General features: G+C 76.7%; 19 protein-coding genes. 11 read left to right on the top strand and 8 right to left on the bottom strand.

Annotation, left to right across the window (positions count from 1 at the left end):
- The first annotated feature begins 5 nt into the window (after positions 1 to 5).
- From Sya03_RS20475 to Sya03_RS20460, 4 genes are all read left to right on the top strand, one after another.
- Positions 6 to 1,034, top strand: coding sequence for a S66 family peptidase (locus Sya03_RS20475; RefSeq protein ID WP_203939956.1), 1,029 nt, complete (start codon positions 6 to 8; stop codon positions 1,032 to 1,034).
- A 28-nt stretch (positions 1,035 to 1,062) separates the two neighbouring features.
- On the top strand, positions 1,063 to 1,989 hold the full coding sequence (locus tag Sya03_RS20470; protein ID WP_370872166.1) for a tyrosine-type recombinase/integrase: 927 nt from the start codon (positions 1,063 to 1,065) through the stop codon (positions 1,987 to 1,989).
- A gap of 62 nt (positions 1,990 to 2,051) precedes the next feature.
- On the top strand, positions 2,052 to 2,888 hold the full coding sequence (locus Sya03_RS20465) for an undecaprenyl-diphosphate phosphatase (protein WP_203939954.1): 837 nt from the start codon (positions 2,052 to 2,054) through the stop codon (positions 2,886 to 2,888).
- A complete protein-coding gene (locus Sya03_RS20460; RefSeq protein WP_203939953.1) occupies positions 2,885 to 3,859 on the top strand; it encodes a DUF3626 domain-containing protein in 975 nt (324 codons plus the stop codon). The genes Sya03_RS20465 and Sya03_RS20460 overlap by 4 nt, the downstream gene beginning before the upstream one ends.
- Here the strand turns inward: Sya03_RS20460 and Sya03_RS20455 are convergent.
- From Sya03_RS20455 to Sya03_RS20435, 5 genes are all read right to left on the bottom strand, one after another.
- Positions 3,856 to 4,221 (bottom strand): GntR family transcriptional regulator, encoded by a 366-nt coding sequence (locus tag Sya03_RS20455; RefSeq protein ID WP_203939952.1) that lies wholly within the window; start codon positions 4,219 to 4,221, stop codon positions 3,856 to 3,858. The genes Sya03_RS20460 and Sya03_RS20455 overlap by 4 nt on opposite strands.
- The gene (locus Sya03_RS20450; protein ID WP_203939951.1) at positions 4,221 to 5,600 is read right to left on the bottom strand and encodes an MFS transporter; all 1,380 of its coding nucleotides are present in this window, start codon (positions 5,598 to 5,600) and stop codon (positions 4,221 to 4,223) included. Before Sya03_RS20450 ends, Sya03_RS20455 begins: the two co-directional genes overlap by 1 nt.
- A 96-nt stretch (positions 5,601 to 5,696) precedes the next feature.
- Positions 5,697 to 6,362, bottom strand: a complete 666-nt coding sequence (locus tag Sya03_RS20445) for a hypothetical protein (protein ID WP_203939950.1) — start codon at positions 6,360 to 6,362, stop codon at positions 5,697 to 5,699.
- Positions 6,359 to 8,119 carry a dynamin family protein gene (locus Sya03_RS20440; RefSeq protein WP_203939949.1) on the bottom strand — a complete coding sequence of 587 codons (1,761 nt, stop codon included), beginning with the start codon at positions 8,117 to 8,119 and terminating at the stop codon, positions 6,359 to 6,361. The genes Sya03_RS20445 and Sya03_RS20440 overlap by 4 nt, the downstream gene beginning before the upstream one ends.
- Positions 8,116 to 9,651 carry a dynamin family protein gene (locus Sya03_RS20435; protein ID WP_203939948.1) on the bottom strand — a complete coding sequence of 512 codons (1,536 nt, stop codon included), beginning with the start codon at positions 9,649 to 9,651 and terminating at the stop codon, positions 8,116 to 8,118. The genes Sya03_RS20440 and Sya03_RS20435 overlap by 4 nt, the downstream gene beginning before the upstream one ends.
- A 195-nt stretch (positions 9,652 to 9,846) precedes the next feature.
- Here Sya03_RS20435 and Sya03_RS31605 point away from each other — a divergent pair, with 195 nt between their 5' ends.
- The 3 genes from Sya03_RS31605 to Sya03_RS20420 all read left to right on the top strand — a co-directional run bounded on the left by Sya03_RS31605 (position 9,847) and on the right by Sya03_RS20420 (position 13,164).
- The gene (locus Sya03_RS31605; protein ID WP_275411465.1) at positions 9,847 to 12,315 is read left to right on the top strand and encodes a helix-turn-helix transcriptional regulator; all 2,469 of its coding nucleotides are present in this window, start codon (positions 9,847 to 9,849) and stop codon (positions 12,313 to 12,315) included.
- A complete protein-coding gene (locus Sya03_RS20425) occupies positions 12,312 to 12,842 on the top strand; it encodes a LuxR family transcriptional regulator (protein ID WP_203939946.1) in 531 nt (176 codons plus the stop codon). Before Sya03_RS31605 ends, Sya03_RS20425 begins: the two co-directional genes overlap by 4 nt.
- 127 nt (positions 12,843 to 12,969) lie before the next feature.
- Positions 12,970 to 13,164 carry a transcriptional regulator gene (locus Sya03_RS20420; protein ID WP_203940046.1) on the top strand — a complete coding sequence of 65 codons (195 nt, stop codon included), beginning with the start codon at positions 12,970 to 12,972 and terminating at the stop codon, positions 13,162 to 13,164.
- 141 nt (positions 13,165 to 13,305) lie between these two features.
- Here the strand turns inward: Sya03_RS20420 and Sya03_RS20415 are convergent, their stop codons facing one another.
- Positions 13,306 to 14,190 carry an EamA family transporter gene (locus Sya03_RS20415; protein ID WP_203939945.1) on the bottom strand — a complete coding sequence of 295 codons (885 nt, stop codon included), beginning with the start codon at positions 14,188 to 14,190 and terminating at the stop codon, positions 13,306 to 13,308.
- Positions 14,191 to 14,259: 69 nt separating this feature from the next.
- Between Sya03_RS20415 and Sya03_RS20410 the strand changes: the two genes are divergently transcribed.
- Positions 14,260 to 15,186 carry a LysR family transcriptional regulator gene (locus Sya03_RS20410; RefSeq protein ID WP_203939944.1) on the top strand — a complete coding sequence of 309 codons (927 nt, stop codon included), beginning with the start codon at positions 14,260 to 14,262 and terminating at the stop codon, positions 15,184 to 15,186.
- 21 nt (positions 15,187 to 15,207) lie between these two features.
- On the opposite strand, the gene Sya03_RS20405 is transcribed toward Sya03_RS20410, so the two are convergent.
- A complete protein-coding gene (locus tag Sya03_RS20405; RefSeq protein ID WP_239107711.1) occupies positions 15,208 to 16,026 on the bottom strand; it encodes a lysophospholipid acyltransferase family protein in 819 nt (272 codons plus the stop codon).
- A 64-nt stretch (positions 16,027 to 16,090) separates the two neighbouring features.
- The gene (locus Sya03_RS20400; RefSeq protein WP_370872039.1) at positions 16,091 to 16,744 is read right to left on the bottom strand and encodes a hypothetical protein; all 654 of its coding nucleotides are present in this window, start codon (positions 16,742 to 16,744) and stop codon (positions 16,091 to 16,093) included.
- Between the two features lie 377 nt (positions 16,745 to 17,121).
- Here Sya03_RS20400 and Sya03_RS20395 point away from each other — a divergent pair, with 377 nt between their 5' ends.
- From Sya03_RS20395 to Sya03_RS20385, 3 genes are all read left to right on the top strand, one after another.
- Positions 17,122 to 18,678 carry a collagen-like domain-containing protein gene (locus Sya03_RS20395; RefSeq protein WP_203939942.1) on the top strand — a complete coding sequence of 519 codons (1,557 nt, stop codon included), beginning with the start codon at positions 17,122 to 17,124 and terminating at the stop codon, positions 18,676 to 18,678.
- A gap of 185 nt (positions 18,679 to 18,863) precedes the next feature.
- Complete coding sequence (locus tag Sya03_RS20390) at positions 18,864 to 19,262, top strand: hypothetical protein (protein ID WP_203939941.1); 399 nt, start codon at positions 18,864 to 18,866, stop codon at positions 19,260 to 19,262.
- 358 nt (positions 19,263 to 19,620) lie between these two features.
- Positions 19,621 to 20,601, top strand: a complete 981-nt coding sequence (locus tag Sya03_RS20385) for a tyrosine-type recombinase/integrase (protein WP_203939940.1) — start codon at positions 19,621 to 19,623, stop codon at positions 20,599 to 20,601.
- Positions 20,602 to 20,604 lie beyond the last annotated feature (3 nt).

The following is a 20,604-nucleotide window of genomic DNA, read 5'->3' as shown; positions in this document are numbered from 1 at the left end:
GCGGCATGCGTCCTGTGTTCGCGGAGTTGCCGCCGGTGCGTCCCGGCGACCGGGTGGCGGTGGTGTCGCCGTCGTACGCGGCGCCGGCGGATTTCCCGGCGGTGCACGAGCGGGGGCTGGCGGTGCTGCGGGGGCTGGGCCTGGTGCCGGTGGAGTATCCGACGACGCGCCGGCACAGCGGCCCGGCGCAGCGGGCGGCGGATCTGATGGCGGCGTTCGCGGACGACTCGGTGCGGGCGGTGCTGGCCACGATCGGCGGTGACGACCAGTTGACGGTGCTGCCGCACCTGGACCCGGCGGTGATCAGGCCGAAGCCGTTCGCCGGGTACAGCGACAACACGAACCTGCTGAACTGGTTGTGGAATCTGGGGGTGCCGGCGCTGCACGGCGGGTCCACGATGGTGCACCTGGGCCGGGCGGGTGGCCCGCACCCGGATTCGCTGGCGTCGTTGCGGGCGGCGTTGTTCCGCACCGGTGACGTGGTGCTGCGCCCGGCGGCGGTGTTCGCCGAGGAGGACACGGACTGGGCGGCGGCGGACCCGCGGCCGGCGCCGGTGGTGGCGCACCCGGGGTGGAGCTGGCATCAGCCGTCGCGGGTGGTGACGGGGCCGGTGTGGGGCGGCAACCTGGAGATCCTGCACTGGAATCTGGCGGCGGGCCGGTGGATCCGCCCGGCCGCCGACTACGCGGGGTGTGTGCTGCTGCTGGAGACGTCCGAGGAGACGCCGTCGGCGGCGGAGGTGTACCGGATGTTGCGCAACGCCGGGGAGCGGGGGTTGCTGGGGCGGTTCCCGGCGGTGCTGGTGGGGCTGGCGCGGGCGTGCCGGCTGTTCGCCCGCCCGCCGGCGCAGGAGCGGGCGGCGTACCGGGCGGATCAGCGGGCGGCGGTGCTGCGCGCGTTCGGTGAGTACGCCCCGGACGCGATGATCGTGTTCGACGTGGACGTGGGGCACACCGACCCGCAGTGGGTGCTGCCGTACGGGGGGCTGGTCACGGTGGACGGCCCGGCGCGGCGTGTCACCGCGCACTGGTGAGCGGGGCACGATGAACGCCGTGGAGACGATCACGGCGCTGGTGCCGCGGCAGGCGGGTGAGGTGGCCGCGGTGGGCGCCGCGGAGCAGGTCACGGAGGCGTGGCTGGCGAACCGGCGGTTGTCGGAGCACACCCGGGCGGCGTACCGGCGGGATGTGGCGGGCTGGCTGGCGTGGTGCGCGGAGCGGGACCTGGATCCGTTGCGGGCGTCGTTTCTGGACGTGAACGCGTACGCCCGGGGTCTGGAGCGGACGCTGACGGCGGCGACGGTGGCGCGCAAGCTGTCGGGGGTGTCGTCGTGGTACGCGTTCCTGGCGAAGCTGCGGGCGGTGGACGCGAACCCGGTGGGTGGCGCGGACCGGCCGCAGGTGTCGCGGGACCATTCGGCGACGGTGGGGCTGACCGGCCCGGAGGTGGCGGCGTTGCTGGCGGCGGCGGCCGTGCGCACGGGCCCGACGGCGGCGCGGGACCTGGCGGCGGTGACGCTGCTGGCGGACCTGGGGTTGCGGGTGGGTGAGCTGTGCTCGCTGGACGTGACGGACCTGGGGGTGGAGCGGGGGCACCGGGTGGTGCGGTTCACCGGCAAGGGTGGCCGGGCCCGCCGGCGGGTGCTGACGCCGGGTGCGGCGGCGGCGGTGGACGCGGTGCTGGCCGGCCGGGCGGCGGGGCCGCTGCTGGTGACGTCGGGTGGTGGGCGCCTGGACCGGCACGCGGTGTTCCGGCTGGTGCGCCGGTTGGCGCGGGACGCGGGCATCGCGGGGTGGGCGCGGTTGTCGCCGCACTCGCTGCGGCACGCGTTCGCGACGGCGGCCCGGGACGCGGGGGTGGCGCTGGAGGACGTGCAGGACGCGATGGGGCACGCGGATCCGCGCACGACCCGCCGGTACGACCGGGACCGGCACAACCTGGACCGGGACCCGGCGTACACGATCGCGGCGGCCCGCGCCCGGGGTTGAGGCGGGCGCCCCCTACTATTCGTCCGGTGCGCCCGGCCGATCACGAAACGGGGTAGTAGGGCTTGAACATCTTTGAGGCGATCCTGCTGGGCGCTGTCGAGGGCTTCACCGAGTTCCTTCCCGTGTCGTCGACGGGGCACCTGACGATCCTGGAGAAGCTGCTCGGCCACAAGATCGACGACCCGGACATCACCGCGTTCACGGCGATCATCCAGTCGGGTGCGGTGCTGGCCACGGTGATCTTCCTGCGCAAGGACCTGATCCGGATCGTGACGGCGGTGCTGCGGGGGCTGGTGCACCGGGACGAGCGGGCGAACCCGGACTGGCGGTTCGGCTGGGCGGTGGTGCTGGGGTCGATCCCGATCGGCATCGTCGGGTTGCTGTTCCAGGACGCGATCGAGACGACGCTGCGCACCCTGTGGTTCGTGGGGTCGTCGCTGATCCTGTTCAGCGGGGTGATGTGGTTCGCCGACCGGGCCGCCACCCAGGTGCGCCACGAGGCCGACGTCACCTGGAAGGACACCCTGATCATCGGGGTGACGCAGTGCCTGGCGCTGATCCCGGGCATCTCCCGGTCGGGGGCGACGATGTCGGCGGGGCTGCTGCGTGACCTGGACCGGGTGACGGTGACGAAGCTGTCGTTCTTCCTGTCCATCCCGGCGCTGCTGGGCGCCAGCGTGCTGCAGACCGCCACCGAGTACGACAACATCTCGGCCGGGGTCGGCTGGCCCGCCACGATCACCGCGACCGTGGTGAGTTTCGTCGTCGGGTACGCGGCGGTGGCGTGGCTGCTGAAGTTCATCGCCCGGCACTCCTACACGGTGTTCATCGTGTACCGGGTCATCCTGGGCACGATCGTGCTGGTGCTGGTCGGCACGAACACCATCTCGGCGACGTGATCCCGCCGGCGGTCGCGCACGTGCGGGCCGCCGCCCGGTCGGCCGGCGCCACCGCCCCAGCCGACCTGCTCGCGGCGGTGCGCGCCCACGCCCGGGTCACCGTGCACTTCCACCCCGACCGGGTCGCCGCCGACGGCGGCACCGTCGCCGAGGGGCTGGCCCGGGACGGCCGGTACCGGTCGCAGTTCGAGACCGGCATCTCCAACGGCGGCCTGACGGCGTATCCGGGCGGGGACCGGGACCGGTGGGAGCACCGCCTGTTCGGCGGGGCCTACACCGGCGGGCCCGCCGCGGACCGGCCCGTGTACGGGGCGCTCGACCTGGCCGGGCACCCCGACGGGGCGGCCCCCCGGTTCGGGTCCTGCCACCTGCGGCTGACCGCGGCCGCCCTTCACCGGTGCACGTTCGCCGCCGCCGACAGCGTCACCGAACCGGCCGAGCTGGGCACGATCGACGCGTTCGCGCCGGTCCTGGCGGCGCTGCTGGCCCGGCCGCGGGCGTGCGGGGTGGCGGACCTGGCGGCCGCGCTGCGTGCCCCCGGCCCGCGCCCGGACGCGGGGCGCTGCCTGGACGACTACGTGGAGGCGCACGTGCACGGCGGGCTGGACCTGGGCCGCGACGTGGCGGCGGTGGTGGCCGACCCGTCGCTGCGCGGCACCGCCGCCGGCGCCGCCCTGGCCGGCCTGGCCCGCCGGTACGGGGTGCCGCTGCGCTGCCACCCGGGTTTCGCGCTGCCCCCGGCGGACGTCCCGGCCGGGTTCCGGGACCCGCGGTCGCCGCGGCTGGCGGCGCACGTCTGCGACCGGGCGGGCAGCGGGCTGCTGACCGCGGCGGTGATCGGGGCGGCGGCCGCGTCGGCGGTGCGCGACCCGGGCGGCTGGGCGGCGTGGGGGCCGCCCGCGGAGGTGTTGCAGCAGCTGAAGTACCTGTGGCACGTGCTGGTGGCGTTCGGCCACCCGTACCCGGGCTAGGCGGGCAGGCCGAGGGCGCCGCGGGCCAGTTCCAGCGCGGTCGCCGGCGCCACCCCGAGGGCGGTGACCCGCTGGGCGTACTGCTCGGCGAGCCGGCGCGCCTCGGCGGGCACCCCGGCGGCGCGGGCGGTGACGACGGTGCCGCCGCGGCCGCGGGTCTCGACCAGCCCGGCCTGTTCCAGTTCGCGGTAGGCGCGGGCCACCGTGTTGGCGGCGAGCCCCAGCTCCGCGGCCAGGGCCCGCACCGGTGGCAGTTTCGCGCCGGCGGGCAGCCGGCCGTCGCCGGCCTGGTCGGCGATCTGCGCCCGGACCTGCTCGTACGGGGGTGCGGCGGCGGCCGGGTCGATGTGCAGGCGCAGCATCACAACACCCGGGGCGGGGTGTTGCCGGCGGCGACGATGGCGCGGCGCACCGGGACGGCGAGCAGCAGCAGCCCGCCCACGACGAAGAAGATCAGCAGCGAGACCAGGCCGACGCGGTAGCTGTTGGTCAGCTGGAACACCAGGCCGAACGCGAGCGGGCCGAGCCAGCTGGTGCCCTTGTCGCTGATCTCGTAGAAGCCGTAGTACTCGCCCTCCCGGCCCTCGGGGATCATCTGGCTGAACAGCGACCGGCTCAGCGCCTGCGACCCGCCGAGGACGAGCCCGATGGCCGCGCCGAGGATCATGAACGGGACGGGGGCGCCCTCGGGCAGCCGGAACGCGGCGATGATGACGCCGGTCCACAGCACCAGGCTGAGCAGCACCGTCTTCCACGCGCCGATGCGCCCGGCCAGGGCGCCGAGCAGCAGCGCCCCGCCGAACGCCAGGAACTGCACCAGCAGGATCGTCACGATCAACGTGGACTGCCCGAGCCCCAGCTCCTCGGTGCCGTACTGGCTGGCCAGGGCGATGACGGTCTGGATGCCGTCGTTGTAGACCAGGAACGCCAGCAGGAAGAACAACGTCAGCGGGTACGCCTTGAGGTCGCGCACGGTGCGGCCCAGCTGGCGGAACCCGTCGAGCAGCAGGTTGCCGCCGGGGGCGGCCTGTTCGGGGCGTGGGTACTCGCGCAGCCAGCGCAGCGGCAGCAGAGTGAACCCGGCCCACCACACGCCCGCCGACACGATCATCCAGCGGGCCAGGTCGAGGGTGCGCTGCGGGTTGCCGTCCTCGCTGAACAGCTGCACCACCACCAGGTTGAGCAGCAGCAGCAGGCCGCCGCCCAGGTAGCCGAGGGCCCAGCCGCGGCTGGAGATGCGGTCGCGGTCGTCGGGGCCGCCGAGCTGCGGCAGGAACGAGTTGTACACCACGACGGCGGCGCCGAACGCCACGTTGGCGACGATGAACAGCAGCCCGCCCAGCAGGTACCGGTCGCCGGTGACGAACGCCATCGCCACGGTGGCGCCGGCGCCGGTGAACGCGGTGGCCGCCAGCAGCGGTTTGCGCCGCGCGGCCCGGTCGGCGATGGCCCCGGTGACGGGCAGCGCGAACACGGTGAGGAACACCGACAGCGACACCAGGTACGGGAAGTACGACCCGGCGGCGACGGTGATGCCCAGCGGCCGCACCGTGCCGTCGCAGGTGTCGGCGCCCAGCTCGCAGCCAGCGGCCAGCTCGGCGACGCTGGTCAGGAACGGGCCGAGGAACACGGTGATGACGGTGGTGGAGAACGCCGACATCGCCCAGTCGTAGGCGTACCAGCCGGTCCGTTCGCGGCGCCCCGACGCGGGCTGTGCAGGTGCGGGGGAGGCGGTGGTCATGCGGCGTCCTCGCGGTGGCGTCCAGTGGTGGCGGCCGTCACTATGCCACCTGCGCGCCGCGGGCGGATCAAGCGCGCCGGTGGCGCACCCCGCCGGTCAGGACGACACCGGCGGGTCGGGCAGCGGGTCGGGGGCCCACCAGCGGGCCAGGGCGTGGGTGGCCGGGTCGTCGGAGGCGGCGAGCACCGCCCACGGGTCGGCGTCGCCGGGCAGGTCGACGCCGGCGTAGGCGGCCAGGTCGGCGGCCAGCCCGGCCGGGTCGGGCAGCTCCGCCGGGTCCGGCAGGGCCCCGATGGCGGCGCCGCCGAGCAGGTCGGGGTCGGTCCACGGGAACCCGTCGACCGGTTCGGGCAGCGGCCCGCCGAGCGGGTCGCCGATCAGGTCCGCCGGGTCGAACGGGGCGGCCTCGGCGACCGGGTCCGGGTCGGCGCCGACGGGCCAGTCCTGCAGCAGCAGCCCACCGGCCGGCTCGCCGGGGCCCTGCCAGCCGGCGCCGGTGTCGCCGGTGTCGCCGGCCAGGTCGCCCAGCTCCGCCAGGTCGGCCTCCGCGTACCCCGGCCCGTCCGGGCCCTCCGAACCCAGGTCGGCGCCCAGGTCGCCGGTGTCCCAGCCGGCCGGGTCGGCCGGGTCGGCCGGGTCGGCCGGCAGGTCGAACCCCAGCGGGTCGCCGGGCAGGTCGAACGGCTCGGCGGGCAGGTCGCCGGCGTCGCCGGCGTCGCCGGACTCCCACGGGTCCCACGGGTCGTCGTGGTGGTCGGTCACGGGGTGGCCTCCTGGGGTGCGGCGGGGGCGAGGGCGCGGGCGGCGGCGAGGGTCTCGTCGACCTTCTTCACCTGGGCGCGCAGCGCGTCGCGGCGGGTCTGCAGCTCGGCGCGCAGGCGGGTGCGGGCGGCGGCGTCGGTGGCGGCGGCCCGGTCGATGTCGGCGATGTGGGCGTCGAGCTGGGCGAGGCGTTTCTCGATGGCCTCGTCCAGGGCGACGGTCAGGGCGTACTGCAGGTCGGTGAAGCGCTGGGTGAGCTCGTCGGACAGGGCGGCGCGGGCCTCGGCGAGGACCTCGCGCAGCCACACCCGGGCCTGCTGGCGGTCGTTCTGGACCCGCCGCCGGTACAGCACGAACGCGCCGGCGGCCAGGCCCAGGCCGAGCCCGGCGAACGGGATGAGCAGCCCCCCGCCGACCAGGCCGCCCGCGCCGAGCGCGCCGAGCCCGGCGGCGGCGCCGCGGCCGGCCATGAACGCCATGCCGCCGGCGCTCATCGCGACCATCACGTTGTCGGCGCCGCTGCCGCCGCCGGTGCGCGGCTGCCCGGTGAGGGCGTGCCGCAGGGTGGCGTTCAGGCCGGACATGACGTGGCGCAGCTCGGCCGGGTCGTCGAACACCCCGGCCAGGGCGTTCTCGGCGACGGCGGCGAACCGGCCGCGCAGGTCCTGCGACAGGCGCACCGCGACGGCCTGCAGGGCGGTGTCGACGGTGGCGGGCAGCGCGGCCAGCTCGTCGCCGCGGGCGGAGTCGATGACGGCGAGGGTGTCCTCCTGCACGGTGTTCAGTTCGGCGCGCAGCCCGGCGACGGCGGCGACCCGGGCCCGCTGGGTCTCCGCGGTCAGGGTCAGCGACCACTGCCGCGACTGGGTGCGTTTGCGCCCGGCCAGTTCGGCGCGGCGGTGCTTGGCGGCCTCGGCGGCGGCCGGGTCGGGTTCGGTGGCGCGTAGCCGCTCGCCCAGCGCCGCGTCGAGGCGGACCAGCTCGGTGCGGGCGGCGCGCAGCACGTTGGCGACCTGCAGCAGGTGGCCGTGCCCGGCGAGCTGCACCAGGGCGTGCTGCAGCGGCGCGATCCGGGCCGCCTCGGCCAGTTCGGCGCCGACCTCCCCGCCGGTGGTGACGGCGGCCTCGGCCAGCGTCGACGACACCGGGTACCAGGGTGCGGCGGCGAAGCGGGGGGCGTGGGCGCGCAGCAGGCCCCGGTTGTCCTCGGCGATGGTGCGCCACCCCGGGTACGCGTCGACCTTGGTGAGGGCGAACACGACGGTGTTGACGCGCCGCCCGGCCAGCGCCAGGAAGTCCAGCTCGGGGCGGCTGAGCGGGGCGGACGCGTCGGCGACGAACAGCAGGGCGGTGGCGTGCGCGGCGGCGTCGGCGGCGACCTCGGCGTGCGCCGGGTCGAGCCCGCCCACCCCGGGGGTGTCGACGAGGGTCAGGTACTGCAGCAGCGGCGCCGGGTGGGTGACGGTGCGCTGCCGCGGCTCGTCGTGCACGGCGAGGGTGTCGCCGGTGCGGAACTCGACGTAGCGGTCGGTGGTCACCCCCACCCCCACCGGGGACAGGCCGGGCACCCCGAGCAGCGCGTTGACCAGGCTGCTCTTGCCGCGGTTGGTCTCGCCGACCACCACCACCGACGGGCGCACCAGCCGCTGCCGGCGGGCCGCCTCCACCTCGGCGGCGGCGTCGGCGTCGACGGTGCGCAGGTACGCCAGCACCTGCTGCATGCCGGTGGTGAGCCGCTGGGCCAGAGCGTCGGTCATGACACCGCCGCCCGCAGGTTCTGCGACAGCAGGTGGAACCCGCGGTGCACGACGTGCGCGACGCGGGCCTGGGCGGGGCTGGCGCCGCCGACGGCGTACACCCGCCACCGGGTGGCGGCCTGCACGGCGGCGTCGGCGAGCGCCCACGGCGGGGCCTGCGGCAGCTGCAGGATCGCCGCAGGGTCCTGCAGGGTGGCCAGCCGGGTCAGTTCGTGGCGCATCGGCTCGGGCAGCGGCACCGCCCCGGTGGCGACCTGCTGCGCCGCCTCCAGCACCCGCAGCCGGTGGTAGGCGGGTTCGCGCAGCAGCCGTTCGATGGCGTCGCGCAGCAGTTCCCGGTCGGCGGGGTCGGCGGCGTGCCCGGCGAGGCGTTCCAGCGCCGACAGCGCCCACCCGGCCTTGATGGCGTCGGACCGCCACCGGACCTGCTCGTCGAGGGTCTGGCGCAGCCGGGGCAGCCCGGACACCTGGCACAGCAGCCGCACCAGGTCGCCGCTGGCCAGGCGGGGCTGCGCGGCAAGCTGGGCGAGGGCGAACCCGGCCCCGTACAGGCCGAGCAGTTCCACCAGCCGGCGCCGGCGGTCGGTGGCGACGGGGGCGGCGCGGCCGGTGAACAGGTCGACGGAGCTGAGCATCAGCAGCTGCTGCGCGGCGGGCAGCTCGGCGATGGCGCGCAGCGCCTCCACGTCGGCGGCGGTGAGCCGGCCCGCCTCGGCGGTCTCGGCGAGCAGCCCCACGACCGGCACCACGTCGGAGACGCTGCGGCGCAGCACCTGCGCCTGGTCGGCGGCGAGCGGCCCGGCCACCGGCCACGGGTCGGCGGCGCCCGGCACCAGGGTGTCGACCTTGCTGAGCACGCCGAGGGCGTTGAGCGGGTTGCTGGCCAGCCGCGCCGACGCCGCCCGGAACGCCTCCAGGGCCTGCACGTCGTCGGCGCGCACCCCCTGGCTGAACACGTACACGACGGCCTCGGCGCCGCTGACCGCGGCGGCGGAGTCGTCGTCGATGCCGTCGTCGAACGGCGCCCCGGTGGCCTGGCCGGTCGCCTGAGCTGTGGCGGCGCCCAGCACGGCGCGGGCGCGGTCGCTGACGGCGGTGCTGGTGGACGACAGCCCGGGGGTGTCGACCACGGTGAGGTCGCGCAGCCGGTCGCTGGTGACGTGCACGTCGACGTGCGCGACCTGCGCCGGCGGGACCCCGAGGCGCTGCGGCACCATCCCGTCGGCGTCCAGCGGCAGGCTGGTGCGGGTGCCGTCGCGGCGCACCACGTCGACCCGGTCGGCGGTGCCGTACCGGAACACGGTCACCACCCGGGTGCACTCGCCGGCCTCGGTGGGGGCGATGCGCCGGCCGACGACCGCGTTCACCAGTGTCGACTTTCCGGCTTTCAGGCGACCGGCGATGGCCACCCGCAGCGGTTCGTCGAGGCGGCGCCGCACGTGTCGTACCTGCTCGGCGGCCTGCGGGCCGGCCGCGGCGGCGGCCGCGTCACACAGCTGGGCGACCTGCGCGGACAGGGGTCCCGCCGTCACGACTCGCCTGCCACGCGTGCTGTCGGCGACAATGGCATGACCACGACGGACGTCCTCTCCCGGTCCCCACGGGCAGGGCGGGGCCGCCTGCCGTGCCACCCACCCTACGAACAACTCGTCGGCGCAGGATCCCAGGTTCGTGCCACCGCACCCGGCGGGCGGCACCGTGACAGGCGACGGGGGAGGAGGTCCGCGGTGCCGACCGGCCCGTACGGTCCGCCGGCGACGGCGCCGGCCCTGCTGCCGTTGCTGCGCGGCCCCGGCCTGGTGGTGGTCGCCGGGCCGCCCGGCTGCGGGCGCAGCACCCTGCTGCGCGACACCGCGGGAGCGTTCCCGGGGCCGGTGTTCGCCGGTGGTGGCCTGGCCGCGCTGCGCGGGGTGCCGGCGGTGGCGCTGGCGCGGGCGGTGCGGGCCCGGCTGCCCGCCGGTGACCCGCCGCTGCTGGCCGAGGCGGTGCGGTCCCGGGTGCGCGGCGGCCTGCTCGTCGTCGACGACCTGCACCTGGCCGACGCCGACACCCTGGCGGCGCTGCCGCTGCTGGCCGCGCACTGCCGGATCCTGGCCGCGGTGCGCACCCCGCACCGGCAACCGCTGGTCGACGCGCTGCGCCCGGCCGCCGCGCTGTGGGCGGCGGTGCCGCCGCTGTCCGGCGCGGCCGCCGCCGACCTGGTCCGCGCCACCGCCCCGCGGCTGCCCGACGCCGCGGTCGCCGCCGTGGTGGCCCGCGCCGGCGGGCTGCCCGCCGCCGTGCTGGCCCTGGCCCGGCACGCCGCCACCCACGGCCCGGCCACCACCCTCGACGGCTTCGCGGGAACCGGTGACACCGGTGACACCGGTGACGGCGACGACGTGGCCCGGGCCGTCGCGGTGTCCCTGGCCGATCTGGACCGGCCCGCCCGCACCGCCCTGGCCGCGCTCGGCCTGCTCGGCCGCCCCGCCCCGGCGGCCGCGCTGGGCGGCGGCGCGTCGCTCGTCGACGCCGGCCTGGCCGCGATCGACGCGGCCGGACTGCTCACCCCCACCTCCGGGTACATCGCCGAGGTGGCCGCCCGCATCCTCGACTCCGACGCCCGCCGCGCCCTGCACGCGCGCCTCGCCCCGCTGCTGCCGCCGGCCGAGGCCGCCCGGCACCACGCCGCCGCCGGCGACACCGCCGCCGCGTACGCCGCGGCCATGACCGCCGCCGCGGCCGCCGCCACCGGCGGGGAACGCGCCGACGCGCTGCTGCTGGCCTGCGACCTGCCCGGCACCCCCGCCACCGTCGAGGTGCGGCTCGCCGCGGCCGCCGCCGCCCTGGCCGCCGGCCGGCCCGGCGCCGCCGCCCGCGCGGTCACCGCCCCCGGCACCCTCGGGGTGCTCGGCGTCGAGGCCGACACCGTGCGCGGGGAGGCGCTGCTGCAGGCCGGCGACGTGGCCGGGGCCCGCGCCGCCGTCCAGCCCGTCCCGGACGCCGCCCCGCCCGCGGTGGTGGCCGCCCGCGACCGGGTGCTGCTGCTGTGCGACCTGCACACCGACCCGCCCGCCGCGACCGCCCGCGCCGCCGCTGTCGAGGCCCGGCACCGCGCCGACGTGCCGCCCGGGCTGGCCGCCGCCCTGGCCGCGGTGCGCGCCGCCCGCCGCGCCCCCGGCTGGGAACACGACCTGCAAGCCGTTGCCGGCGACGCCCTGGCGGTGCGCTGGTCGGCGTGGCTGCTGGTCACCCACCTGATCACCGACGGCCGGCTCACCGACGCCGCCGGCGCCGCCCGCGCGGCCGCCGCGGCGTGCGCCGCCGACCTGGCGTACGCGTGGCAGACCCGGTTCGCGGCGGCGGCGCTGTTCTGCGACGCCCTGCACGCCGGCGCCCCGCTCGACGAGGTGCTGCGCCGCGCCGCCGACCTGGCCGACCGGTCCCTGCCGGGCGACGCCCGCGCCCACACCGCCGCCGCGGCCGCCCTGGTCGAGGCCGACACCGGCCAGCTCACCGCCGCCCGGGCCCGGCTCGCTGCCGCGGACCCGGCCGCGCCCGCCGTGGCGTGGGTGGCCCGCGAGGCCGCCTGGCTCGACGGCCAACCCGCCCAGGCCGGCACCCCACCCACCGCCACATCCACCGCATCCGGTCTGCTGGCCGGGCTGCTGCACATCACCGCCCGGTGGGCCCAGCACGACGGCGCCCCCGCCCCCGCCCACCCGGTCACCGCGCCGGACGGCCCGGAACCGGTGCGGCTCACCCTGCACGCCTGGCGCACAGGTTCCGGGTTCGCCGCCGCCGCGCACGCCTGGCCGGGCACCGCCCGCCGCGAACAGGTGCGCTGCCTGCTCGCCGAGGGCGACCACCAGGCCGACCCGGCGGCCGCCGTCGCCGCCCTGACCGCCGCCGAGTCGCTCGCCGAGACCGCCGGGCTGGTCGTGCTCGCCGGCCGGGCCCGGCGGGCGCTGCGCCGGCACCGGGTGCACCGCGACGTGCGCGGCGCCCGCACCGACGGGATGTCGCTGACCGACCGGGAACACGAGGTCCTGGCGCTGGTGGCGCAGGGCAACCCGACCCGGCGCATCGCCGGGCAGCTCGGGGTGTCCACCGAGACCGTCGAGACCCACATCCGGGCGGGCATGCGCAAGCTGGGCGCCCGCACCCGCACCGAGGCCGCCGCCCGCGCGGCGCTTCCTCTGGTGGTGCGGCCGTGACCCGGCTGCCGGACGCCCCCCGGCACGTGGTGCCCGGCACCGCCGAGGCGTCGGCGGTGCTGCGGGCGCTGGTGCGCGACGGCTGGCACACCCGGGAGGGCTTCGCGCTGCCCGACCCGGCGTGGGACGTCACCGGCGCCAAGCTGGTCCTGTACGGGCGGGTGGCCGACCTGGACACCGTCCAGCTGGCGGTGCTGGCCGCGGCCCGCGGCGCCGGGGTGGTGGCGGTGGCCGACCTGGACGGCGTGGTCGGCCGGGCCCTGCTCGACGACCTGCGCAGGCTGGGCCCGGTGGAGACCGGCGGCGGCGACACCGCCGACGACCCGGTGGCCCGGCTGGTGCCGGAGCAGCGGGCCCTGCTCGAACGCCTCGCCGCCGGCGACACCATCGCGGCGGCGGCCGCGGCGGAATTCCTGTCGCTGCGCACCGCGAACCGGCGCATCGCCGAGGCCCGCGCCCTGCTCGGGGTGCGCACCACCCGCGAGGCGGTGCTGGCGTACCTGCGGCAACGCCGCCCGTCCCCCTGAGCAACCTCCGGGAGGACAGCCCGCCGATGACCACCCCCGTCTCCCCGCAGGACGCCGCCCACGCCCTCGCCCAGGTCCGCGACCTCGTCGTCGGGTTCACCGCCGTCTTCGTCGCCGGGATCGCCGCCTGCGTGGTCACCGGCCGGGGCTCACCACCCTCGACGAGGCCGGCTACGTCGACATCCGCAAGGGCTTCGTCGGCAAACGCCCCCGCACCACCGTGCGGCTCAGCCGGGCCCGCTACGAGGCGTTCCACCGGCACGTCGCCGCGCTGCAGCAGATCGTCGCCCAGGCCGCCACGACTGTGCTGCCCACCGCCTGACCGGCGGGTGACGGAGTTCGCCTGCGGGCGGCTCAGGCGTTTCGCCGGCGGATGGCGGCACCCGCTCGCGGGCGGCTCAGGCGTTCGCCGGCGGATGGCGTGCCCGCTTGCGGCGGGCTCAGGCGTTCGCCGACGGGTGGTTCAGGCGTTGACCGGGGCCGGTGCCGGCGCGGGTGCGGCCTTCGCCGGGCGGGACGCCGCCGCCACCGTCACCGCGTTCACCGTCACCACGATCGCGATGCCCGCCCACTCGTGGGCGGCCAGCACCTGACCCAGCACCACCAGGCCCGCCACCGCCGCCAGCACCGGGTGCACGCTCATGAACACCCCGAACAGCCGCGGCGGCACCCACCGCAACGCCACCAGGTCCGCCGCGTACGGCACCACCGAGCTGAGCACCCCGGCCGCCACCGCGTAGCCCAGCGCCGCCCCGCCCAGCCGGCCCTGCGCCAGCAGCACCACCGCCACCGGCGTGTACAGCAGCGCCGACACCGCCGTCGCCGCCGCCGGCGCCTGCAACCCCGGCAGCCGCGCCCCGACCAGCCGGTTCAGCACGATGTACGCCGCCCAGCAGCCGCCCGCCAGCACCCCCGACGCCACCCCCGCCCAGTCGCTCGACGGGCCCGGCAGCACCAGCACGTACACCCCGGCGCACGCCCCCGCCGCGCACAGCAGGTCGAGCCGCGACCGCGACGCCGCCAGCGCCACCGCCAGGGGGCCCAGGAACTCCAGCGTCACCGCCAGCGCCAGCCCGATGCGGTCCACCGCCCAGTACAGGCTCAGGTTCATCGTCGCGAACACCACCCCGAGCAGCAGCGTCGGCCACCACTGCGCCCACGTGAACCGGCGCAGGTCCGGCCGCGCCACCGGCAGCAGCACCGCGGCGGCCACGAACTGCCGCACCGCCACCACCCCGGCCGGGCCGATCGCCGCGAACGCGTGCGCGCCCACCGCCGCACCCACCTGGTTGCTGGCGCCGCTGGCCAGCATCGTCGCCACCCCGCCGAGCAGGGACCGCTCCCTCATGCCGCCAGTGTTCGGCCCCGCCACCCCGGCACGGAAATACGCGGCCCGCCCCACTTATACGCTGCACGCATGGATGTGCAGCTGCGCCAGCTCCGCACCCTCGTCGCGGTCGCCGACACCGGCACCTTCACCGAGGCCGCCGCCGTGCTCGGTGTGAGCCAGGCCGCCGTGTCCCGCACCGTCGCCGCCCTGGAGACCACCCTCGGCGCCCGCCTCGTCGACCGCACCACCCGCCACGTCGCCCTGACCGCCCTCGGCCACCGGGCCGTCACCACCGCCCGGCGCATCCTCGACGACGTCGCCCACCTGCACCGGCTCACCGCCGCACCCCGCCCCGAACTGCGCGTCGGCTACCACTGGGCGGCCCTGGGCAAGCACACCCGCCCGGTGCAGCGCCGCTGGGCGGCCGCCCACCCGGGCGTCCCGCTGGTCTTCGTCCAGTCCGCCACCCCGACCGCGGGCCTGGCCGACGGCAGCGCCGACGTCGCCGTGCTGCGCCGCCCGCTGGACACCCCCGACCCGGACCCCCGCCCCGACCCTCGCACCGGCACTCGCACCGACTCTTGGCGGCAGCCGGGGCTCGACCCGCGGCTGGCCACCGCCGTCGTCGGGCACGAGGCCCGCCGCGCCGCCGTCGCCACCGACAACCCGCTCGCCCGCCGCCGCAGCGTGACCCTCGCCGACCTGGCCCGCTACACCGTCGCCATCGACTTCCGCACCGGCACCACCACCCCCGGCCTGTGGCCCGCCGACGCCGCCCCGACCACCCGGCACACCCGCGGCCTCGACGAGTGGCTCACCCTCATCGCCGCCGGCCAGGCCGTCGGCCTCACCGCCGAGGCCACCGCCAACCAGAACCCGCGCCCCGGCGTCGCCTACCGCACCGTCCGCGACACCCCGCCCATCCCGGTCCTGCTCGCCTGGTGGCGCGACGACCCGCCCGAGCACCTGCCGGAACTGCTGCACCTGATCCGGACCACGTACCTGCCGGCCTGACCCGGCCCGGTCAGGCGCGCGTCAGGCGACCGGGGGAGCCGGGCGCCGGACCCGCGACTCGTCCGGCGGGCGCGTCACGTCCACGTACCGGGGCAGCTCCGGCTCGTCCGGGCGCAACGGCGCCAGCGTCTCCGCGATCGCCGCCATGATCCGCTCCGTCGCCCGCACCGCGTCACCCGGCACCGCCGGGTCCAGACCGGACAGGTCCACCGGCGCACCGAACCGCACCCGCACCACGGGACGGCGCCACACCGCCCGTGCCAGCGCACTCGCCAGCCCGCGCGGCGCCGTGTACGGCAGCACCTCGTGCGCGCCCCACTGCGCCACCGGCACCACCGGGGCACCCGTGGTCAACGCCAGCCGCGCCGTGCCCGTCTTGCCGCGCTCCGGCCACATCCACGGGTCCAGGCCGATGCGGCCCTCCGGGTACACCAGCACCACCGACGACTCCCGCAGCGCCTGCGCCGCCGCCGGCAGCGCGTTCGCCACCTCCGCCGACCGCCGGTCCACCCGGATGTGCCCGGCCGTGCGCATCACCCAGCCCACCACCGGCGCCCGGAACAACCCGCCCGTCGCCATGAACCGGGCCGGCACCCGCCGCCGCCCGCACACCGCCGTCATGATCACCGGGTCGACGGGGCTGACGTGGTTTGCCGCCAGGATCAGCGGCCCGCCCCGCAACTGCTCCGGCACGTCACCCACCACGCGCAGCCGCGCCACCACCCCGGCCACCGGCCGCGCCAGCCACAACAGGAACCGCCACAGCCACGGCGCCGGCCACCCGGACCGCCCGGCGCGCCCCCGCACCCGCACCCGCATCCGCACAGAAGTCGTCCTCATCAGGCCGTCGATGATGGCACGCCGCCGCACCCGCACGGGCCCGCCCCGCGGGCACGAACCGCCGTCAGCCGGCCTCCCGCAGCTCCGCCAGCCGGGCCTCGATCTCCGCCAGCTCCGCCCGCAGGCGGCGCGCCTGCTCCTCCGCCTCCGCCCGCTCCGCCGCCAGGATCGCCTCCACCGCCTCCTGCACACCCGGCACGTCCACCAGGCCCACCATCCGCAACGCCTCCGCCGGACGCACCACGTACGGCTTCGCCAGCACCTTCGCGCCCTGCTGCGCGGCCACCGTCCACTCGCCCTCGGCGTACGCCAAAGTGACCGTGAGCCCCGACGGGCCCTTCGGCTTCGGCGCGGCCTTCTTCGCCCGCGCCGCCGGCGCGGGAGCCGGCGTGGCCGGCGGGGGAGCGGGACGCGGCGCCGGCACCGGCTTGTCGATCACGAACTCCGGCTCGGGCCGCGGCGGCTCCGGCGGCGGCTCGGCGGCCTTGCGCGGCGGCGCGCCCTTCGGCGCCACCGCCAGCTCACCGGGGGAGAAGGGCAGCTCGTCGCGCCCGAAGCGCACCACCACGAAGTCGTCCGACTCCGCCGGATCCGTCAGCCCGACCACCTGGCCGACCTGGCCCGCCACCTGGCCCGCCGCGTCCGTGAACACCACCTTGGGCTTGCGGCCCTGCGCCAGCGCACCCCGGAAACCGTCCAGCTCACCCGCCGACAACATGCCAGCCCCACCCACCTTCGAACGTCTGTGCCAAGCGTTCTACCAGACCCCACCGACACGGCCCCGCCGCCATGACGGTGACGCTGCGAATTGACGCCATTACTACCCACCGTGACGGTCGCGACTCGTCGGCGTGACGAGCGGTGGTCAGCTGCGACGTTGCCGCCCAAACGCCCGAATAAAACGGCTGAATGCCGCGAACCGGCCGGCCGGAACCGGGACTTATGGCTTCCAATCCGGGCCAATCATTACGTAGCGTTACTTCCTGTCGGAACGAGTCGTCGGCTGAGAACCTCCGAGCAGCCGCTGAGCCCCCTCCGCTACGGGCGTCACCCCCGCCGCCCGTAGCCGCTCCCTCCCACCGGAAGGCCTGGCTGATGAACCGTCCCAAGAAGCGCACCGTCCTCGCCGCCGCCTCGGCGTCCCTGGTCCTGCTCGGCGGCGGCACCGCCGTCGCCGCCGTCACCCGCACCGCGGGCACCACCTCGGGCATCATCTACGCCTGCGCCGCCTACAAGACCGGCGAGGTCCGCGTCATCGACTACGCCGGCGGCAAGCGCTGCACCTCCAAGGAGAACCTCTTCTCCTGGAACCGCGTCGGCCCGCAGGGCGCCACCGGCCCGCGCGGCCTCCAAGGCCTGCAGGGACTCCAGGGCGTCCCCGGCACCCAGGGCCTGCAGGGCATCGCCGGCCCCCAGGGTCTTGCCGGTCCGCAGGGCATCGCCGGCGGGACCGGCGCCACCGGGGCCACCGGGGCGACGGGCGCCACCGGGCCGCAGGGGGTCGCCGGCGTCGACGGGCTCTCCGCCTTCGCGCTCTGGCTGCAGGAGGGCAACGAGGGCACCGTCGGCGAGTTCCTCACCTCCCTGATCGGCGAGCGCGGCGCCGACGGCCTCTCCGCCTACCAGCTGTGGCTCGCCAACGGCCACACCGGCTCGGTCGAGGACTTCCTCAACTCGCTGGTCGGCCCCCAGGGCGAGACCGGCGCCACCGGTGCCACGGGCGCCACCGGCGAGACCGGGGCGACGGGTGCGGCCGGCTTCGACGGCAAGAGCGCCTACGAGCTGTGGGCGCAGACCCACACCGGCACCGTCGACGACTTCCTGCTGTCGCTGGTCGGCGCCCAGGGCGCCCAGGGCGCCCAGGGCGCCCAGGGCGAGACCGGCGCGGCCGGCAAGGACGGCCTGAACGGCCTCGACGGCAAGGACGGCGCCAAGGGCGACACGGGGGAGACGGGTGCGGCCGGCGCGTCGGCGTTCGAGGTGTGGCGGTCGCTGGACGGCAACGCCAGCGGCACCGTGACCGAGTTCCTCGCCAGCCTGGTCGGCGCGCAGGGCGCCGTCGGCCCGCAGGGTCCGGTCGGGCCGCAGGGTCAGCAGGGTCTGCCCGGCGACAAGGGCGAGAAGGGCGACGCCGGCCAGTCCGGTCAGGCCGGCGCCGACGGCGCCAAGGGTGACACCGGCGAGACCGGCGCCATGGGCCCGGCGGGCCCGGCCGGCGAGAAGGGTGAGACCGGCGCGGCCGGCCCCGAGGGTCCGGTTGGTCCGGCCGGCCCGGCGGGCCCGGCTGGTCCGCAGGGGGAGCAGGGCGAGAAGGGCGACACCGGGGCCAAGGGCGACACCGGCGAGAAGGGCGACACGGGCGCCAAGGGCGAGACCGGCGCCAAGGGTGACACCGGCCCGAAGGGCGACACCGGCGCGGCCGGCGCCAACGGGGTCAGCGGCCACGTCATCGTCACCGCCTCCGGCACCAACACGGCCGTCGCGACCTGCCCCAGCGGCAAGAAGGTCATCGGCGGCGGCGGCGACGCCACCGGCACCGCGACCGTCAGCGCCAGCTACCCGTCCTCGTCCACCGCGTGGACCGCGACCAAGGCCGGCGGCACGAACTCCAACACCGTGACCGCGTACGCCATTTGCGCCACCGTCAACTGACCCACAACGATCACCCACAGTGCGGCACCGGCCACCCGCCGGTGCCGCACTGTCGTCGCCCCGAGGAGATGGGCCGAACGGACGGTGCCGGGATCACCCTCCCGTCGTCCCGTCCGGCCGAATGGTCTAAATTGCGAGCGCCGCTCACATTGCGGCGTACGTCCATTCCCCTCCGAAGGGACACCATGAGAATCCGCATCATCGCCGCGGCCGCGCTCGCCGCCGCCGCAGCCGTCGCCGCCGTCCCGGCGGCGCCCGCCCAGGCCGCCGCACCCCCGGCGCCCGTCCAGACCGGCGCCACCGCCACCTGCAACACCGAGGCGGGCACCTGGGACGTCACCTGGACGATCCGCAACAACCTCGGCGGCCCGGCGCTGACCATCCTGCTCGCCTCCACACCCGAGGGCCTCGGCACGCTGCCGTCGCTGCCGGCCGCCGGCGCGGTGGAGGTCACGCAGAGCGTCGACGGGACGAGCGCGGGCGCGCACCTGGAGTTCATCGCCGTCTGGTACGCCCAGTGGCCCACGCAGAGCTGGAAGAGCACCGGCGACTGGGTGGCCCCGGGAACCTGCGCGAAGGCCTAGACAACACGGCGATGCGGTGCCCGGCGGAGCCGATCCGTCGGGCACCACATCGACCGTCTTGGCGGGTCGATAATTGACATTATGTCAACCGACCCGGGTCAGGGCGGGTCGCGGGAAGGGGCTCGGGGCCACATCCATCAGGTGGTCGCCCGTGGCACAGGCAGGCTCCGATGCCGAGCCCCCTCGGCCCGGACGCCCATCGAGCCCGCGGCGCCGGCGTGAGTCGACGCATGTGGAAGCCCGACGCGGGTGGCAGCTCGGCGCGCGCACGTACCCGTGCGCATGACCGCGGCGACCAGCCGTCACGCCAGTCGGTCGCCCCTGGCCCCACTTCCGGGAAACCTGCATAATGTTCCTTATGCAGGACGAACGGGACGTTCCGGTACAGCAGCTGTTTGCGGAGTTCCTCGCCGCCCGCGCCACCCGCAAACCGTCCCCGCACACCCTGGCGGCGTACCGGCGCGACCTGGACGCCGTGCTGGCCCTGGTCGCCGGCGGCGATGACGCCCCCACTCCCCTGCGCGCCCTGACACCGCGGGTCCTGCGGGCGGCTTTCGCCCGGTTCGCCGCGGACCGCTCCCCTGCGTCGGTGCAGCGGGCCTGGTCGACGTGGAACGGGTTCTTCACGTTCCTGGTGGCCGACGGGCGCACGGACGGCAACCCGATGCCGGCGGTGGACCGGCCGCGGCTGGCGCCGCCGGCGCCGAAGCCGTTGCGGGGTGAGGACACCCCGGAGCGGTTGCTGGCGGCGGTGGCGCGCGGTGAGGAGATGCGGCAGCGGGATCCGTGGCCGGAGCGGGACGTGGCGGTGCTGGCGTTGGCGTTGTGTGCGGGGTTGCGGCTGTCGGAGCTGCTGGGGTTGCGGGTGGGTGACGTGGCGGGGCGCCCGGGTGAGCGGCGGGTGGAGGTGGGCGGCAAGGGTGGGCGGCCGCGGTCGGTGCCGGTGGAGGACGAGCTGGACGCGGTGCTGGAGGGGTTCCTGGAGAGCCGGCGGCGGCGGTTCGGGGCGCGGTCGGTGGCGCCGGGCGGGGTGTTCTTCGTGGACCGGCAGGGGTCGCCGTTGCGGCGAGGCGGGTTGCAGTACCTGGTGGAGTCGTGTTTCCGGCGGGCGGGGGTGACGGATCGGGTGCCGCGGGGGGCGCAGCTGCATGCGTTGCGGCACACGTTCGCGACGCGGTTGGCGGAGGACGGGGCGAACGCGTCGGAGATCATGCGCCTGCTGGGGCATGCGAGTTTGACGACGTCGCAGGGTTACATCGAGGTGACGGGGGCGCAGCAGCGGGCGGCGGTGCGCTCGTTGCGGACGAACCGCGCGTTGCGGGACCTCCATCAGGGGTGAGCG

Source organism: Spirilliplanes yamanashiensis (assembly GCF_016863475.1).
Lineage (GTDB): Bacteria > Actinomycetota > Actinomycetes > Mycobacteriales > Micromonosporaceae > Spirilliplanes > Spirilliplanes yamanashiensis.
The sequence above is the reverse complement of the archived record's forward strand: the minus strand, read 5'-3'. Positions and strand labels throughout refer to the sequence as shown.

Bases quoted from the DNA above. Each gene is read 5' to 3' on its own strand.
- Sya03_RS20400 (WP_370872039.1), bottom strand. From the start codon at position 16,744: ATGTTGTCGGCGGGTGAGCTGGACGGTTTCCGGGGTGCGCTGGCGCAG.
- Sya03_RS20415 (WP_203939945.1), bottom strand. From the start codon at position 14,190: ATGAGGGAGCGGTCCCTGCTCGGCGGGGTGGCGACGATGCTGGCCAGC.
- Sya03_RS20390 (WP_203939941.1), top strand. From the start codon at position 18,864: ATGAGAATCCGCATCATCGCCGCGGCCGCGCTCGCCGCCGCCGCAGCC.
- Sya03_RS20385 (WP_203939940.1), top strand. From the start codon at position 19,621: ATGCAGGACGAACGGGACGTTCCGGTACAGCAGCTGTTTGCGGAGTTC.
- Sya03_RS20405 (WP_239107711.1), bottom strand. From the start codon at position 16,026: ATGAGGACGACTTCTGTGCGGATGCGGGTGCGGGTGCGGGGGCGCGCC.
- Sya03_RS20440 (WP_203939949.1), bottom strand. From the start codon at position 8,119: ATGACCGACGCTCTGGCCCAGCGGCTCACCACCGGCATGCAGCAGGTG.
- Sya03_RS20455 (WP_203939952.1), bottom strand. From the start codon at position 4,221: ATGCTGCGCCTGCACATCGACCCGGCCGCCGCCGCACCCCCGTACGAG.
- Sya03_RS20475 (WP_203939956.1), top strand. From the start codon at position 6: ATGCGTCCTGTGTTCGCGGAGTTGCCGCCGGTGCGTCCCGGCGACCGG.
- Sya03_RS20410 (WP_203939944.1), top strand. From the start codon at position 14,260: ATGGATGTGCAGCTGCGCCAGCTCCGCACCCTCGTCGCGGTCGCCGAC.
- Sya03_RS20395 (WP_203939942.1), top strand. From the start codon at position 17,122: ATGAACCGTCCCAAGAAGCGCACCGTCCTCGCCGCCGCCTCGGCGTCC.
- Sya03_RS20450 (WP_203939951.1), bottom strand. From the start codon at position 5,600: ATGACCACCGCCTCCCCCGCACCTGCACAGCCCGCGTCGGGGCGCCGC.